The 17,232-nt window shown below is 54.5% G+C and carries 15 protein-coding genes; 6 read left to right on the top strand and 9 right to left on the bottom strand.

Features of this window, described 5'->3' with window-relative positions:
- Positions 1 to 112: 112 nt before the first annotated feature.
- Genes mhpE through D9742_RS21485 form a run of 6 tightly spaced genes read right to left on the bottom strand, consistent with a single transcriptional unit; the run spans position 113 to position 6,383 of the window.
- Positions 113 to 1,126 carry a 4-hydroxy-2-oxovalerate aldolase gene (mhpE, locus tag D9742_RS21510; protein WP_001013507.1) on the bottom strand — a complete coding sequence of 338 codons (1,014 nt, stop codon included), beginning with the start codon at positions 1,124 to 1,126 and terminating at the stop codon, positions 113 to 115.
- Complete coding sequence (mhpF, locus tag D9742_RS21505; protein ID WP_130238196.1) at positions 1,123 to 2,073, bottom strand: acetaldehyde dehydrogenase; 951 nt, start codon at positions 2,071 to 2,073, stop codon at positions 1,123 to 1,125. The genes mhpE and mhpF overlap by 4 nt, the downstream gene beginning before the upstream one ends.
- On the bottom strand, positions 2,070 to 2,879 hold the full coding sequence (gene mhpD, locus D9742_RS21500; RefSeq protein ID WP_130238195.1) for a 2-keto-4-pentenoate hydratase: 810 nt from the start codon (positions 2,877 to 2,879) through the stop codon (positions 2,070 to 2,072). Before mhpD ends, mhpF begins: the two co-directional genes overlap by 4 nt.
- Positions 2,880 to 2,888: 9 nt before the next feature.
- A complete protein-coding gene (gene mhpC / locus D9742_RS21495) occupies positions 2,889 to 3,755 on the bottom strand; it encodes a 2-hydroxy-6-oxonona-2,4-dienedioate hydrolase (protein WP_000121896.1) in 867 nt (288 codons plus the stop codon).
- A gap of 17 nt (positions 3,756 to 3,772) precedes the next feature.
- Complete coding sequence (gene mhpB, locus D9742_RS21490) at positions 3,773 to 4,717, bottom strand: 2,3-dihydroxyphenylpropionate/2,3-dihydroxicinnamic acid 1,2-dioxygenase (protein ID WP_130238194.1); 945 nt, start codon at positions 4,715 to 4,717, stop codon at positions 3,773 to 3,775.
- 1 nt (position 4,718) lies between these two features.
- Positions 4,719 to 6,383 carry a bifunctional 3-(3-hydroxy-phenyl)propionate/3-hydroxycinnamic acid hydroxylase gene (locus tag D9742_RS21485; protein WP_130238193.1) on the bottom strand — a complete coding sequence of 555 codons (1,665 nt, stop codon included), beginning with the start codon at positions 6,381 to 6,383 and terminating at the stop codon, positions 4,719 to 4,721.
- A gap of 190 nt (positions 6,384 to 6,573) precedes the next feature.
- On the opposite strand from D9742_RS21485, the gene D9742_RS21480 reads away from it, so the two are divergent.
- The 5 genes from D9742_RS21480 to lacA all read left to right on the top strand — a co-directional run bounded on the left by D9742_RS21480 (position 6,574) and on the right by lacA (position 13,745).
- Complete coding sequence (locus tag D9742_RS21480) at positions 6,574 to 7,407, top strand: DNA-binding transcriptional regulator (protein WP_240780488.1); 834 nt, start codon at positions 6,574 to 6,576, stop codon at positions 7,405 to 7,407.
- 76 nt (positions 7,408 to 7,483) lie between these two features.
- Positions 7,484 to 8,566 carry a DNA-binding transcriptional repressor LacI gene (gene lacI, locus D9742_RS21475; protein ID WP_130238191.1) on the top strand — a complete coding sequence of 361 codons (1,083 nt, stop codon included), beginning with the start codon at positions 7,484 to 7,486 and terminating at the stop codon, positions 8,564 to 8,566.
- A gap of 122 nt (positions 8,567 to 8,688) precedes the next feature.
- The gene (lacZ, locus tag D9742_RS21470; RefSeq protein WP_130238190.1) at positions 8,689 to 11,763 is read left to right on the top strand and encodes a beta-galactosidase; all 3,075 of its coding nucleotides are present in this window, start codon (positions 8,689 to 8,691) and stop codon (positions 11,761 to 11,763) included.
- 51 nt (positions 11,764 to 11,814) lie between these two features.
- Positions 11,815 to 13,068 carry a lactose permease gene (lacY, locus tag D9742_RS21465; RefSeq protein WP_130238189.1) on the top strand — a complete coding sequence of 418 codons (1,254 nt, stop codon included), beginning with the start codon at positions 11,815 to 11,817 and terminating at the stop codon, positions 13,066 to 13,068.
- Between the two features lie 65 nt (positions 13,069 to 13,133).
- Positions 13,134 to 13,745: a galactoside O-acetyltransferase gene (gene lacA / locus D9742_RS21460; RefSeq protein ID WP_087934782.1), complete on the top strand. Its 612-nt coding sequence runs from the start codon at positions 13,134 to 13,136 to the stop codon at positions 13,743 to 13,745.
- Positions 13,746 to 13,847: 102 nt separating this feature from the next.
- Here lacA and cynX read toward each other — a convergent pair whose 3' ends face one another.
- From cynX to cynT, 3 genes are read right to left on the bottom strand one after another with little or no spacing between them, the layout of a single operon-like run.
- On the bottom strand, positions 13,848 to 15,029 hold the full coding sequence (gene cynX, locus D9742_RS21455; protein WP_130238188.1) for a cyanate transporter CynX: 1,182 nt from the start codon (positions 15,027 to 15,029) through the stop codon (positions 13,848 to 13,850).
- Positions 15,030 to 15,034: 5 nt separating this feature from the next.
- The gene (gene cynS / locus D9742_RS21450; protein WP_000616247.1) at positions 15,035 to 15,505 is read right to left on the bottom strand and encodes a cyanase; all 471 of its coding nucleotides are present in this window, start codon (positions 15,503 to 15,505) and stop codon (positions 15,035 to 15,037) included.
- A 30-nt stretch (positions 15,506 to 15,535) separates the two neighbouring features.
- Positions 15,536 to 16,195, bottom strand: coding sequence for a carbonic anhydrase CynT (gene cynT / locus D9742_RS21445; protein ID WP_001521957.1), 660 nt, complete (start codon positions 16,193 to 16,195; stop codon positions 15,536 to 15,538).
- A 109-nt stretch (positions 16,196 to 16,304) separates the two neighbouring features.
- Between cynT and cynR the strand changes: the two genes are divergently transcribed.
- A complete protein-coding gene (gene cynR, locus D9742_RS21440) occupies positions 16,305 to 17,204 on the top strand; it encodes a transcriptional regulator CynR (protein ID WP_130238197.1) in 900 nt (299 codons plus the stop codon).
- Positions 17,205 to 17,232 lie beyond the last annotated feature (28 nt).

The raw sequence follows: 17,232 nt of genomic DNA, 5'->3' as shown, positions 1-17,232 counted from the left end.
TTATCAGGCCTACAAATTCTCACGCCACCCGTAGGCCGGATAAGGTGTTTACGCCGCATCCGGCAGTCGTGCTGGGATGGGCATACAAAATGCACGTTCTCGGCAGTCATCATTATTTGTTGTTGCGCAGATCCAGCGCCACGTCGACGATCATATCCTCCTGACCGCCAACCATCCGGCGTTTGCCCAGCTCAACGAGAATATCCACCGCGCTTAAGCCATAACGCGCCGCCGCCGTTTCACAGTGACGCAGGAAGCTGGAGTAAACACCAGCGTATCCCAGCGCCAGCGTTTCGCGATCGACTCGTACTGGACGATCCTGCAACGGGCGCACCAGGTCATCAGCGGCATCCATTAACGCATAGAGATCGGTCCCATGCTGCCAGCCCAGTTTATCCGCGGCGGCAATAAACACTTCCAGCGGCGCGTTACCTGCGCCCGCGCCCATTCCCGCGAGACTGGCGTCGATTCGGTCACAGCCCTCTTCCACCGCCGCGATAGAGTTCGCCACGCCAAGACTCAGGTTATGGTGAGCGTGCATGCCGGTTTGCGTTTCTGGTTTCAGCACTGCTTTCAGGGCGCGGAAACGGTCACGGATATCGCTCATGTTCATCGCACCGCCAGAATCCACCACATAAATGCAGGTCGCACCGTAGCCTTCCATCAGCTTTGCCTGCTTTGCGAGATTCTCCGGCGTGGTCATATGGCTCATCATCAGAAAACCAACGGTGTCCATTCCGAGCTCGCGGGCATACTGAATATGCTGGGCGGAAACATCAGCTTCGGTACAGTGCGTAGCCACACGAACCACCCGCGCGCCAGCCTGCCAGGCATTTTTCAGATCGTGAATAGTGCCGATTCCTGGCAGCAACAACGTCGCGATTTTGGCGTGCTTCACCACATCCGCCGCTGCTTCAATCCATTCAAGGTCGCTATGTGCGCCGAAACCATAGTTAAAGCTGGAACCCTGCAAACCGTCGCCATGGGCCACTTCAATCGAATCCACGCGGGCATCGTCCAGTGCTTTGGCAATCTGGCGAACGTTTTCCAGCGAATACTGATGACGAATGGCGTGCATACCGTCACGCAACGTGACGTCCGAGATATAAAGTTTTTTACCGTTCATGCCGCTTCTCCTGCCTTGCGCGCCAGTGACTGGGCCATTTTTTCCGCTGTCGCCAGCGCACTGGAAGTCATAATGTCGAGGTTGCCCGCATAGGCAGGCAGATAATGCGCTGCGCCTTCGACTTCCAGCCAGACCGCTGTTTTCAGTCCGGAGAATTGCCCCACGCCCGGCAAATTAACCGGTTTATCCTGCGGGATAACTTCAAACTGCACGCGCTGTTTCAGGCGATATCCCGGTACGTAAGCCTGCACCGCCTCAGCCATTTCATTGATTGAGGCTTCGATATCATCTTGTGAAGCTTCGTCGCTCAATACATACACCGTGTCACGCATCATCAACGGTGGCTCTGCTGGGTTAAGCACAATAATCGCCTTCCCTTTTGCCGCGCCGCCCACCACTTCAATGGCTCGCGAAGTGGTTTCCGTAAATTCATCGATATTGGCACGCGTGCCAGGTCCGGCAGATTTACTGGCGATAGAAGCGATAATTTCGGCGTAATGAACACGCACCACGCGTGAAACTGCCGCCACCATTGGAATGGTGGCCTGGCCGCCGCAGGTGACCATGTTGACGTTCAGTTGATCGACGTTCGTCTCGAGGTTAACCACCGGCACGCAGTAAGGGCCGATGGCAGCAGGCGTCAGGTCAATTAAGCGAATATCCGGTTTCGCTTCGCGTAAAGCGGCATCGTTTTTCACATGCGCGCCCGCGCTGGTCGCATCAAATACAATGTCGATATCAGCAAATTCAGGCATCTTCATCAGCCCGATCACCCCTTCATGGGTGGTGGCGACGCCCATACGTCTGGCACGCGCCAGACCGTCGGACTGAGGATCAATACCGACCATCACCGCCATCTCCAGATGCTGACCGTGACGCAAAATTTTAATCATCAGATCGGTGCCAATGTTGCCAGAACCGATAATGGCGACTTTACGCTTACTCATGACAGACTTCCTTTTGGGGCTGCGTTTGAAAATGTCGCAGCAACTGAACCTATGCCTTCAATATGGGCTTCAAAACGATCGCCCGCATTCACCGCCACCATCGGACCTAATGCCCCGGTAAGAATGATATCTCCGGCGCGCAGCGGTTCACCCAGGCTGGCCATTTTGCGTGCCAGCCAGACGGCGGCATTAAGCGGATGTCCCAGGCATTCGCTGCCGCGCCCGCTGGAAACCTCTTCGTTATTACGCGTCATCTTCATGGCGCAGTTTTTCAGGTCTAACCCCGCCGGACGTTGCGCCGGACCGCCGATGACATACACCCCGCAGGAAGCGTTATCTGCCACGGTATCGACAAACTGAATCGACCAGTCGCGAATGCGGCTACCCACCACCTCCAGCGCCGGAAGAACCCATTCAATGGCGTTATACAATTCGTTAAACGTGGTATCGGTCGCGGGCAAATCGCGGTTCAACACCAGCGCGATCTCCGCTTCAATGCGGGGTTGCAGGACGCGCGAAAAAGGAATGGTTTCGTTATCGCCATAACACATGTCGGCAAATAATGTCCCGAAATCCGGTTGATCAACGCCCAGTTGTTGTTGCACTTTCGGATGCGTTAGTCCCACTTTGCGTCCCACTACACGCCGCCCCTGCGCGACGTCATATTGCACATTGATGCGCTGAATCGCGTAGGCGGCTTTAGCGTTTTCGATACCAATCAGATCGCGCAGCGGCGCAATCGCTTCGCCCTGCTGTGCAGCGCGGCGTAAATCCGCCGCCAGTTGCTCAAGAGTATGCTTCGTCATGACCGTTCCTTAAGCACGTGCGAGGAAATTCAGCACCAGTTGATTGAAAGCGTCGGCATGTTCCCACTGCGCCCAGTGACCACAGTCGCGGAAGATATGCAGTTCAGAACCGGCAATGCCGGACAGCAGACGCAGACCCGCATCCATCGGCACAAAGCGGTCGTTGCGCCCCCAGACAATCAGGGTTTGCGCTTTGATTTCCGCCAGACGTGGGCCAAAATCCGGGAACTGTTTCGGATTAGCTTCCAGGCTCTTAACGAAGTTTTCCAGGTGATCGCGGCGCGACAGCATATTATTCAGGCGCGCTTCAAACAGGGCGTCGGTCAAATCGCTGGTATCAAAAACGAAGATATCCATCATCAGTTTCAGGTTTTCGATAGTCGGCTGACGATAAAGCTGATTCAGTCGCTTAATACCTTCGGTTGGCATCGGCGTAAACAAACTCATGCCGCCCGTACCGCCGCCCATCAGCACCAGTTTGCCGACGCGCTCCGGCCAGTTAAGGGTGAACGCCACAGAACTATGACCACCCATCGAGTTGCCCAGCAGGTGGATTTTGGCGATATCCAGTTGATCCACCACGCTTTTCAGGATTCGTGCATTAAGATCCGATCGCGAACCACTATTAACGATCGAATCGCTCTTGCCCCAACCCGGACAATCCAGCAGGATCACCCGATAGCCCGCCTCTACCAGCGGATCGATATTGCGGCTGAAGTTCGCCCAGCCAGTAGCACCCGGGCCGGAACCATGCAACAGGACAACGGTTTCGTCGCCTTGTCCGCAGTCATTAAAATGGATGCGCAGCGTTTTACCCGCTTCTTCTACATTCAGAAAACGGCTGGTGGCGGCTTCGGTTTGTGGCTGATAACTCATCATCTTCTCCTGCATATTCAGTTCTCTGTTCTGGCGCTTAACGAGCCAAATCCGGCAATCCACTCCGGGATTGGGCGGTAATAACGCCCTTCGCTACGCCAGTTGCCAAATGCAGAAATAGCGGCAAAAGCGGCGACCCAGGTTTTGATTTCATGTGTCGACTTTCCGGCAATGGCGGAAAGCTCTTCGTTACTGACGGCATCCAGTTCCTGTATGCGTCCCTGCTCCAGCAAAGTCATGAACTGGTTATCCCAAATCGGGTTGAGCGGATGCAGAGTTCTCTGATCCTCAACAAATTTCTCAGCGGCGCTAATAACTCGCTGCTGACGCAATTCACGCTCAGTGGCGGGCAAATCTTTCCCGCTCCCCAACAGACGGTCGCGCATATGGGCATCGGCTTTCGCCAGTTCGGGCACCGGCGGCTGATGGGAAAGCCCACCGGACCCCAGGAACAGCACGCGTTTATTGAGAGTGCTGGTGAAACGTCCAATGGCTTCACCCAACATGCGGGTACGCTGGAAACCGGGCAGCGGCGTGGCGACACCGTTGATGAACACAGGCAGAACTGGCACCTTATCCAGCCCACCGAGCAGGAACTCCAGCGGCTGGGCGAACCCGTGGTCCACCTGCATACAGTAAGAAACGGCAAGATCGATCCCGCTCTTCATGACGGCATGCGCACAGGCCTCCGCCAGCTCCACAGGCACGGGCAGCTCTCCTGCCGCACTGCCGAAATCACCAATTGCCGTCGCTCCAACGCCTAAACAGAACGGTGGCATCACGTCATAGAAAAAGCCGTTGTAGTGATCTGGCGCAAACAGCACCACCAGTTCAGGGGAGAAAGCCGCAATACGCTCGCGGGCGCTGGCAATCACGCCATCGACCTCATCGAGTACCTCTTGTGCCGGGTCGACATACCCCACCAGCGGCGAGTGGGAAAGACAATGAAGATAAGCGTGCATATCAGGCTACCTTTTCGACAGAAACGTCGGCATCAGGGCGGGTCAGCGTCATCACCGACGCCAGTTTATTCAGGGTCTTGCCCAGGGTTTGCGGAATGGCGGTGGCGGCAACAAAGCGATCCGGGCGCATCACCACCAGCGAAGCATTGTGTTGTGCGAACCAGCTACGCAGACGACATTGCGTATCCCCCACGCGTAGCACGCCGTCGTGGTTATCCTGTGCGGTATGAATTTGCACTTCCGGCACCACCTGAATGAAGCGTGTGCCCAACGCGCGCCACTGCTGGATTTGCTCGTCGCTCATCCCCCACAGTGGATTGCATCCCCAGCCAATTACCGCGAAGTTCGCGCCGATCGCGTTATCGAGTAGCGTCACGTCGCCGTTTTCCAGCGTGACTTTCGGCTGAATAAACATCTTGCCGACCGGAGAGTGCTTCGCCTCGCCCTCACGCACCAGCGCACCGCCGTAATATTGCGGCATCGGCTTGAAGCGCATTTCGAGGAAGTAGCGTTTTACTGGCGGCAGATAATTCAACAGCCAGGAAACGCCATCACGTAACGTTCCCTGCCAGCGTTTCGGCGGAGCCAGCACGTTGCCCGCCGTCACGGACAGGTCAATCATCGCTTTGGCGTGATCGCGACGTTCTTGTTGATAGGTATCGAGCAACGCATCGCGGGCTTTCCCCTGGATAACCAACGCCAGTTTCCATGCGAGGTTAAAGGCGTCGCGCATACCACTGTTATAGCCCTGCCCCTGCCATACCGGCATGATGTGCGCGGCATCGCCCGCCAGCAGTACGCGATCAATACGGAAACGTTGCGCCAGTCGCGCGTTGTGGGTGTAGACACGCTGGCGAATCAATTCAACATTGTCCGGATTAGGCAGCACTTTGCTTAACAGCTTGCGCATATTTTGCGGCTCACGCAGCTGTTCTTCGGTTTCTCCTGGCATCACCATAAATTCAAAGCGACGTACCGCATGAGGTAGCGCGGCAGAAACATACGGGCGCACCGGATCGCAACACAAATAGATATGCGGCGTACTTAACGGATCGTTGGCGATATCTACCACAATCCACTGATTTGGCGCAGTTTTACCTTCAAACGGCACATTCAGGGTGCGACGGACAAAACTTGCCCCACCATCACAGGCCACCAGCCACTGGGCTTTGACTATTTCCCGCTGCCCTTCTGCCGTTTTCAGGTGCAGGGTCACTTCGTCATCTTGCTGGCTGAAGGCCTCCAGCTCGCGGGAAAACAGGCAGCGCACATTGGGGAAACGCGACAGTCCTTCCAGCATCACCGCATCAACCTGCGGCTGAATAAAGGCGTTGCGGCGCGGCCAGCCAAATTCATCGGTCATTGGCTGAATATCAGCAAAACAGCGGCCTTTTGGGGTGAGAAAACGCATCGCGTGCCACGGCGTGGTATGCGGCAGAACATTATCGACCAGGCCGACCGACTGCATGGTGCGCAGCGCCTCGTCATCAATACCAATCGCACGCGGGTAGTCGATCAACTTATCGAGTTTCTCCACCACCAGCACGTCAATGCCCATCTGGCCGAGATAGTTAGCCATCATCAGCCCGACCGGACCGGCACCAGCGATCGCCACCTGAACGCTATGGTTAACAGCAGGCTGAATATCAGGGTGTTGTGTTGCCATTTCAGTACCTCACGACTCGGACAAAATGCCGTTGCGCGCACAGTACAGCGCAACTTATTTTGTTAAAAACATGTAAATAATTTTTTATTGTGCGCTCAGTATAGGAAGGGTGTTTTCGGCTACAATCAAAACATGCCCGAATGTGCACCAGGTGCACAACGTTGTTTTAACTATAGAAATGTCAATTAATATGCAGAACAATGAGCAGACGGAATACAAAACCGTGCGCGGCTTAACCCGCGGTTTAATGTTATTAAATATGTTAAATAAACTTGACGGCGGTGCCAGCGTCGGGCTGCTGGCGGAACTCAGCGGTCTGCATCGCACCACTGTACGGCGACTGCTGGAGACGCTGCAGGAAGAGGGATATGTCCGGCGTAGTCATTCCGATGACAGTTTTCGTCTGACCATCAAAGTGCGGCAATTAAGCGAAGGATTTCGTGACGAACAGTGGATTTCTGCGCTGGCGGCCCCGCTGCTGGGCGATCTGTTGCGCGAAGTGGTATGGCCGACAGACGTGTCCACGCTGGATGTTGATGCAATGGTGGTACGCGAAACTACCCACCGTTTCAGCCGCTTATCCTTTCACCGGGCAATGGTCGGGCGACGTTTACCGCTTCTTAAAACCGCCTCGGGCCTGACCTGGTTGGCCTTTTGCCCGGAAAAAGAACGCCAGGCGTTAATCGAAATGTTAGCCTCCCGCCCCGGTGATGACTATCAACTGGCACGGGAACCGTTAAAGCTGGAAGCCATTCTGGCGCGCGCGCGCAAAGAGGGTTACGGACAGAACTACCGCGGCTGGGATCAGGAGGAGAAAATCGCCTCTATCGCCGTACCGCTGCGCAGTGAACAACGGGTGATTGGCTGTCTGAATCTGGTGTATATGGCGAGCGCAATGACCATCGAACAGGCAGCGGAAAAGCATCTTCCGGCACTACAACGGGTAGCAAAACAGATCGAAGAAGGGGTTGAATCGCAGGCTATTCTGGTGGCCGGACGGCGAAGCGGCGTGCATTTACGTTAACGCCGCCGAATGGCGCAAAACCTTTCGCGGTATGGCATGATAGCGCCCGGAAGAGAGTCAATTCAGGGTGGTGAATGTGAAACCAGTAACGCTATACGATGTCGCAGAGTATGCCGGTGTCTCTTATCAGACCGTTTCCCGCGTGGTGAATCAGGCCAGCCACGTTTCTGCGAAAACGCGGGAAAAAGTGGAAGCGGCGATGGCGGAGCTGAATTACATTCCCAACCGCGTGGCACAACAACTGGCGGGCAAACAGTCGTTGCTGATTGGCGTTGCCACCTCCAGCCTGGCTCTGCACGCGCCGTCGCAAATTGTCGCGGCGATTAAATCTCGCGCCGATCAGCTGGGTGCCAGAGTGGTGGTGTCAATGGTAGAACGAAGCGGCGTCGAAGCCTGTAAAGCGGCGGTGCACAATCTTCTCGCGCAACGCGTCAGTGGGCTGATCATTAACTATCCGCTGGATGACCAGGATGCCATTGCTGTGGAAGCTGCCTGCGCTAATGTTCCGGCGTTATTTCTTGATGTCTCTGACCAGACTCCCATCAACAGTATTATTTTCTCCCATGAAGACGGTACGCGACTGGGCGTGGAGCATCTGGTCGCATTGGGTCACCAGCAAATCGCGCTGTTAGCGGGCCCATTAAGTTCTATCTCGGCGCGTCTGCGTCTGGCGGGCTGGCATAAATATCTCACTCGCAATCAAATTCAGCCGATAGCGGAACGGGAGGGCGACTGGAGTGCCATGTCCGGTTTTCAACAAACCATGCAAATGCTAAATGAGGGCATCGTTCCCACTGCGATGCTGGTTGCCAACGATCAGATGGCGCTGGGCGCAATGCGCGCCATTACCGAGTCCGGGTTGCGCGTTGGTGCGGATATCTCGGTAGTGGGATACGACGATACCGAAGACAGCTCGTGTTATATCCCGCCGTTAACCACCATCAAACAGGATTTTCGCCTGCTGGGGCAAACCAGCGTGGACCGCTTGCTGCAACTCTCTCAGGGCCAGGCGGTGAAGGGCAATCAGCTTTTGCCCGTCTCTCTGGTGAAAAGAAAAACCACCTTGGCGCCCAAGACGCAAACCGCCTCTCCCCGCGCGTTGGCCGATTCATTAATGCAGCTGGCACGACAAGTTTCCCGACTGGAAAGCGGGCAGTGAGCGCAACGCAATTAATGTGAGTCAGCTCACTCATTAGGCACCCCAGGCTTTACACTTTATGCGTCCGGCTCGTATGTTGTGTGAAATTGTGAGCGGATAACAATTTCACACAGGATACAGCTATGACTATGATTACGGATTCACTGGCCGTCGTATTACAACGTCGTGACTGGGAAAACCCTGGCGTTACCCAACTTAATCGTCTTGCGGCACATCCCCCTTTCGCCAGCTGGCGTAATAGCGAAGAAGCCCGCGCCGATCGCCCTTCCCAACAGTTGCGCAGCCTGAATGGTGAGTGGCAATTTGTCTGGTTTCCGGCACCAGAAGCGGTTCCGGAAAGCTGGCTGGAGTGCGATCTTCCTGACGCCGATACTGTCGTCGTCCCCTCAAACTGGCAGATGCACGGTTACGACGCGCCCATCTACACCAACGTGACCTATCCCATTACGGTCAATCCGCCATTTGTTCCAACGGAGAATCCGACGGGTTGTTACTCGCTCACATTTAATGTTGATGAAAGCTGGCTACAGGAAGGCCAGACGCGAATTATTTTTGATGGCGTTAACTCGGCGTTTCATCTGTGGTGCAACGGGCGCTGGGTCGGTTACGGCCAGGACAGTCGTTTGCCGTCTGAATTTGACCTGAGCGCATTTTTACGCGCCGGAGAAAACCGCCTCGCGGTGATGGTGCTGCGCTGGAGTGACGGCAGTTATCTGGAAGATCAGGATATGTGGCGGATGAGCGGCATTTTCCGTGACGTCTCGTTGCTGCACAAACCGACCACACAAATCAGCGATTTCCATGTTGCCACTCGCTTTAATGATGATTTCAGCCGCGCGGTTCTGGAGGCAGAAGTTCAGATGTACGGCGAGCTGCGCGATGAGCTGCGGGTGACGGTTTCTTTGTGGCAAGGTGAAACGCAGGTCGCCAGCGGCACCGCGCCTTTCGGCGGTGAAATTATCGATGAGCGTGGCGGTTATGCCGATCGCGTCACACTAGGTCTGAACGTCGAAAACCCGAAACTGTGGAGCGCCGAAATCCCGAATATCTATCGTGCGGTGGTTGAACTGCACACTGCCGACGGCACGCTGATTGAAGCAGAAGCCTGCGATGTCGGTTTCCGCGAGGTGCGGATTGAAAATGGTCTGCTGCTGCTAAACGGCAAGCCGTTGCTGATTCGCGGTGTTAACCGTCACGAGCATCATCCTCTGCACGGTCAGGTCATGGATGAGCAGACGATGGTGCAGGATATCCTGCTGATGAAGCAGAACAACTTTAACGCCGTGCGCTGTTCGCATTATCCGAACCATCCGCTGTGGTACACGCTGTGCGACCGCTACGGCCTGTATGTGGTGGATGAAGCCAATATTGAAACCCACGGCATGGTGCCAATGAATCGTCTGACCGATGATCCGCGCTGGCTACCCGCGATGAGCGAACGCGTAACGCGAATGGTGCAGCGCGATCGTAATCACCCGAGTGTGATCATCTGGTCGCTGGGAAATGAGTCAGGCCACGGCGCTAATCACGACGCACTCTATCGCTGGATCAAATCTGTCGATCCTTCCCGCCCGGTACAGTATGAAGGCGGCGGAGCCGACACCTCCGCAACCGATATTATTTGCCCGATGTACGCGCGCGTGGATGAAGACCAGCTCTTCCCGGCTGTGCCGAAATGGTCCATCAAAAAATGGCTTTCGCTGCCTGGAGAACTGCGCCCGCTGATCCTTTGCGAATACGCCCACGCAATGGGTAACAGTCTTGGCGGCTTCGCTAAATACTGGCAGGCGTTTCGTCAGTACCCCCGTTTACAGGGCGGCTTCGTCTGGGACTGGGTGGATCAGTCGCTGATTAAATATGATGAAAACGGCAACCCGTGGTCGGCTTACGGCGGTGATTTTGGCGATACGCCGAATGATCGCCAGTTCTGCATGAACGGTCTGGTCTTTGCCGACCGCACGCCGCATCCGGCGCTGACGGAAGCAAAACACCAGCAGCAGTTTTTCCAGTTCCGTTTATCCGGGCGAACCATCGAAGTGACCAGCGAATACCTGTTCCGTCATAGCGATAACGAGCTCCTGCACTGGTCGGTGGCGCTGGATGGCAAGCCGCTGGCAAGCGGTGAAGTGCCTCTGGATGTCGCTCCACAAGGTAAACAGTTGATTGAACTGCCTGGACTACCGCAGCCGGAGAGCGCCGGACAACTCTGGCTCACAGTACGCGTAGTGCAACCGAACGCGACCGCATGGTCAGAAGCCGGACACATCAGCGCCTGGCAGCAGTGGCGTCTGGCGGCAAACCTCAGCGTGACACTCCCCTCCGCACCCCACGCCATCCCGCAACTGACCACCAGCGAAACGGATTTTTGCATCGAGCTGGATAATAAGCGTTGGCAATTTAACCGCCAGTCAGGCTTTCTTTCACAGATGTGGATTGGCGATGAAAAACAACTGCTGACGCCGCTGCGCGATCAGTTCACCCGTGCACCGCTGGATAACGACATTGGCGTAAGTGAAGCGACCCGCATTGACCCTAACGCCTGGGTCGAACGCTGGAAGGCGGCGGGCCATTACCAGGCCGAAGCGGCGTTGTTGCAGTGCACGGCAGATATGCTTGCCGACGCGGTGCTGATTACGACCGCTCACGCGTGGCAGCATCAGGGAAAAACCTTATTTATCAGCCGGAAAACCTACCGGATTGATGGTAGTGGTCAAATGGCGATTACCGTTGATGTTGAAGTGGCGAGCAATACGCCACATCCGGCGCGGATTGGCCTGACCTGCCAGCTGGCGCAGGTAGCAGAGCGGGTAAACTGGCTCGGATTAGGGCCGCAAGAAAACTATCCCGACCGCCTTACTGCGGCCTGTTTTGACCGCTGGGATCTGCCATTGTCAGACATGTATACCCCGTACGTCTTCCCGAGCGAAAACGGTCTGCGCTGCGGGACGCGCGAATTGAATTATGGCCCACACCAGTGGCGCGGCGACTTCCAGTTCAACATCAGCCGCTACAGTCAACAGCAACTGATGGAAACCAGCCATCGCCATCTGCTGCACGCGGAAGAAGGCACATGGCTGAATATCGACGGTTTCCATATGGGGATTGGTGGCGACGACTCCTGGAGCCCGTCAGTGTCGGCGGAATTCCAGCTGAGCGCCGGTCGCTACCATTACCAGTTGGTCTGGTGTCAAAAATAATAATAACCGGGCAGGCCATGTCTGCCCGTATTTCGCGTAAGGAAATCCATTATGTACTATTTAAAAAACACAAACTTTTGGATGTTCGGTTTATTCTTTTTCTTTTACTTTTTTATCATGGGAGCCTACTTCCCGTTTTTCCCGATTTGGCTACATGACATCAACCATATCAGCAAAAGTGATACGGGTATTATTTTTGCCGCTATTTCTCTGTTCTCGCTATTATTCCAACCGCTGTTTGGTCTGCTTTCTGACAAACTCGGGCTGCGCAAATACCTGCTGTGGATTATTACCGGCATGTTAGTGATGTTTGCGCCGTTCTTTATTTTTATCTTCGGCCCGATGTTACAGTACAACATTTTAGTAGGGTCGATTGTTGGTGGTATTTATCTTGGTTTCTGTTTTAACGCCGGTGCGCCAGCAGTAGAGGCATTTATCGAGAAAGTCAGCCGTCGCAGTAATTTCGAATTTGGTCGCGCGCGGATGTTTGGCTGCGTTGGCTGGGCGTTGTGTGCCTCGATTGTCGGCATCATGTTCACCATCAATAATCAGTTCGTTTTCTGGCTGGGTTCTGGCTGTGCACTCATCCTCGCCGTTTTACTCTTTTTCGCCAAAACGGATGCGCCCTCTTCTGCCACGGTTGCCAATGCGGTAGGTGCCAACCATTCGGCATTTAGCCTTAAGCTGGCGCTGGAACTGTTCAGACAGCCAAAACTGTGGTTTTTGTCACTGTATGTTATTGGCGTTTCCTGCACCTACGATGTTTTTGACCAACAGTTTGCTAATTTCTTTACTTCGTTCTTTGCTACCGGTGAACAGGGTACGCGGGTATTTGGCTACGTAACGACAATGGGCGAATTACTTAACGCCTCGATTATGTTCTTTGCGCCACTGATCATTAACCGCATCGGTGGGAAAAACGCCCTGCTGCTGGCTGGCACTATTATGTCAGTACGTATTATCGGCTCATCGTTCGCCACCTCAGCGCTGGAAGTGGTTATTCTGAAAACGCTGCATATGTTTGAAGTACCGTTCCTGCTGGTGGGCTGCTTTAAATATATTACCAGCCAGTTTGAAGTGCGTTTTTCAGCGACGATTTATCTGGTCTGTTTCTGCTTCTTTAAGCAACTGGCGATGATTTTTATGTCTGTACTGGCGGGCAATATGTATGAAAGCATCGGTTTCCAGGGCGCTTATCTGGTGCTGGGTCTGGTGGCGCTGGGCTTCACCTTAATTTCCGTGTTCACGCTTAGCGGCCCCGGCCCGCTTTCCCTGCTGCGTCGTCAGGTGAATGAAGTCGCTTAAGCAATCAATGTCGGATGCGGCGCGAGCGCCTTATCCGACCAACATATCAGGACGGAATGATCGCAATGAACATGTCGATGACAGAAAGAATAAAAGCAGGCAAGCTATTTACCGATATGTGCGAAGGCTTACCGGAAAAAAGACTTCGTGGGAAAACGTTAATGTATGAGTTTAATCACTCGCATCCATCAGAAGTTGAAAAAAGAGAAAGCCTGATTAAAGAAATGTTTGCCACGGTAGGGGAAAACGCCTGGGTAGAACCGCCTGTCTATTTCTCTTACGGTTCCAACATCCATATAGGCCGCAATTTTTATGCAAATTTCAATTTAACCATCGTCGATGATTACACGGTAACGATCGGTGATAACGTACTGATTGCACCCAACGTTACTCTTTCCGTTACCGGGCACCCTGTACACCATGAATTAAGAAAAAACGGAGAGATGTACTCTTTTCCGATAACGATTGGCAATAATGTCTGGATTGGAAGTCATGTGGTCATTAATCCAGGCGTCACCATCGGGGATAATTCTGTTATTGGCGCGGGTAGTGTCGTCATAAAAGACATTCCACCAAACGTCGTGGCTGCTGGCGTTCCTTGCCGGGTTATTCGCGAAATAAACGACCGGGATAAGCAATATTATTTCAGAGATTATAAAGTTGAGTCTTCAGTTTAAATTAGCAAAATTGCCTGATGCGCTTCGCTTATCAGGCCTACAAATTCAGTGATCTACGTTAGCCGCATTCGGCATGAACAAAACGCAGGAACAAGCGTCGCATCATGCCTCTTTGACCCACAGCTGCGGAAAACGTGCTGGTGCAAAGCGCAGGGTTATGATCATCAGCCCAACGACGCACAGCGTATGAAATGCCCAGTCCATCAGGTAATTGCCGCTGATACTACGCAGCACACCAGAAAACCACGGGGCAAGCCCGGCGATGATAAAACCGATCCCCTGCATAAACGCCACCAGCTTGCCAGCAATAGCCGGTTGCGCAGAGTGATCGAGCGCCAGCAGCAAACAGAGCGGAAACGCGCCGCCCAGACCTAACCCACACACCATCGCCCACAATACCGGCAATTGCAGCGGCAGCCAGATAAAGCCGCAGAAACCCACCAGTTGTAACGCCAGTGCCAACAGCAAAAGTTTGCGCCGATCCTGATGGCGAGCCATAGCAGGCATCAGCAAAGCTCCTGCGGCTTGCCCAAGCGTCATCAATGCCAGCAAGGAACCGCTGTACTGCGCGCTGGCACCAATCTCAATATAGAAAGCGGGTAACCAGGCAATCAGGCTGGCGTAACCACCGTTAATCAGACCGAAGTAAACACCCAGCGTCCACGCGCGAGGAGTGAAAACCACGCGAACCGGAGTGGTTGTTGTCTTGTGGGAAGTGGCGACCTCGCGGGTGCTTTGCCACCACCAGGCAAAGAGCGCAACAACGGCAGGCAGCGCCCACCAGGCGAGTGTTTGATACCAGGTTTCGCTATGTTGAACTAACCAGGGTGTCAGGGCGGCACCAAGCCCACCGCCGCCCATCAGAGCCGCGGACCACAGCCCCATCACCAGTGGCGTGCGCTGCTGAAACCGCCGTTTAATCACCGAAGGCATCACCGCCTGAATGATGCCGATCCCCACCCCACCGAGCAGTGCGCTGCTAAGCAGCAGCGCACTTTGGGGGTAAAGCTCACGCATCAATGCACCGACGGCAATCAGTAACAAACTGATGGCGACGCTGCGACGTTCGCTGACATGCTGATGAAGCCAGCTTCCGGCCAGCGCCAGCCCGCCCATGGTAACCACCGGCAGAGCGGTCAACAGGGCAGCCACGCTAAAGCTCATTCCGCTTGCCTGGCGCAATTGCGGTAGCAGTGGCCCGACGGAGGTGAGCAGTGGTCGCATATTAAGACCAATCAGCACCAGAACCAGCAGCATCGTGAACGTCTTTTGATGGTTACGCATGGCTGTCAGAACGGTTTGGTCGGCAGATATTTACCATCTAAGGTGATGACCGCACGTTCGCCACCTTCCGGGTCCGCCACTTTCTTAACGTCGAGTTTGAAGTTAATCGCGCTGATAATGCCATCGCCAAACTTCTCATGAACCAACGCTTTCAGGGTTGTGCCGTACACCTGCAACATTTCATAGAAACGATACATCGTTGGGTCGGTTGGAATACGGTCATCAATGCAGCCACGCAGTGGGATCATCTGTAACAGTAGAATGGCGTCTTCGTCTAGATCCAGCTTCGCCCCGACCTGGCGGGCGGCGTCGGCAGGAAGCGCCTGCTGACCCAGCAAAGCCGCGGTCACAAAGGCTTCTGCCAGCCCGGTGCCGTCGGCAATCTCGGCAAATGAGAGATCTTTTTTAGCTTTGCTGAGCAAAATGGCATCGGCAAGATCAAGACGAATATTGCGGTTAATTTGCGACTGAATCATGGTGCATCTCCTGATGGTTTAAAAATAAGGTTACGCTGCGGTCGGTTGGCGTAGCGGTATGGCACAAACGCGAGGATTAGCTGCCAGTGGCACAAACTGGCGGGTTGCGCCGTCAAACGCTGCGATGCTGCCGCTTTCAATGTCGTAGACCCAGCCGTGCAGGGCGATCCGCCCCTCTTCGAGCGCCAGGCGCACCGATGGATGAGTTTGCAAATTAGCCAACTGAGCAATGACGTTTTCACGTACCATCGCCGCAGCTTTTGACGGTAAATCGGGATGCGGGCGCGCCTCATTAACGACGCGGGCTGAATCGGCATAACGCAGCCAGTGGGAGACGGCAGGCATATGGTCCATGCACTGACAGCTGGCAATGGAGGTCATCGCGCCACAGTTGGAATGACCGCAAATCACAATGTCAGATACCCGAAGCGCAGCGACGGCATACTCCACCGAAGCAGAAACGCCACCGGGTTCCGGCCCGTAGGAAGGGACGATATTACCTGCGTTGCGAATAACGAACAGATCGCCAGGCTCACGTTGCGTCACCAGCTCAGGGACCAGACGGCTGTCGGAGCAGGAGATAAAAAGGGTGCGCGGGCTTTGCTGTGTCGCCAGCTGTTTAAATAAGGCTTCCCGCTTCGGAAATGCCTCGCGCTGGAATTTAAGGAATCCATCAATAATCTCTTTCACCGTTAACCTCTGTCTGTCTCTGGAATGAGAGGCAGACTACTCGCCGATTGTCATAAGGTAAAAGTCTCATTTATGATGAGTTCTATTGGATTTACTTATAGGTTGGCGAATGCTCTCTCGACATATCAATTATTTTCTTGCCGTGGCTGAACATGGCAGCTTCACCCGTGCCGCCAGTGCGTTGCACGTCTCTCAGCCTGCGCTTTCCCAGCAGATTCGCCAGTTAGAGGAGAGTTTAGGCGTGCCGCTGTTTGACCGTAGCGGGCGAACGATTCATCTCACTGATGCAGGAGAAGTCTGGCGACAGTACGCCAGCCGGGCGTTACAGGAACTGGGGGCGGGTAAACGGGCGATTCATGATGTTGCCGATCTGACGCGAGGATCGCTGCGTATCGCCGTCACCCCCACCTTTACGAGCTACTTTATCGGCCCTTTAATGGCAGATTTCTATGCGCGTTATCCCGGCATCACACTCCGGCTACAGGAAATGTCGCAGGAGAAAATCGAGGATATGCTTTGCCGCGACGAGTTGGACGTTGGGATTGCCTTCGCGCCTGTGCATTCGCCGGAGCTGGAGGCAATTCCTTTACTGACAGAAAGTTTAGCGTTAGTCGTGGCGCAACATCATCCGCTGGCTGCCTGTGAACAGGTGGCGTTGAGTCGCTTGCATGATGAAAAACTGGTCCTGCTCAGCGCGGAATTTGCCACCAGAGAGCAGATTGACCACTACTGCGAGAAAGCGGGGCTGCATCCACAGGTGGTCATTGAGGCGAACTCAATTAGCGCGGTTCTGGAGCTGATTCGCCGCACTTCCCTTTCCACATTGTTACCAGCAGCGATTGCCACACAACATGACGGGCTTAAAGCGATTCCTCTTGCCCCGCCACTACTGGAGAGAACGGCGGTTTTGTTGCGGCGGAAAAATAGCTGGCAGACAGCCGCCGCGAAGGCATTTTTGCACATGGCGTTGGAGGAATGTGCGGATGTTGGCGAGAATGAATCGCGGTAACCACTGACACAATTGCCTGATGCGTTAC

Origin of the sequence: Escherichia sp. E1V33 (genome assembly GCF_004211955.1) — a bacterium.
Lineage (GTDB): Bacteria > Pseudomonadota > Gammaproteobacteria > Enterobacterales > Enterobacteriaceae > Escherichia.
This window is presented reverse-complemented; position numbering and strand designations above follow the sequence as displayed.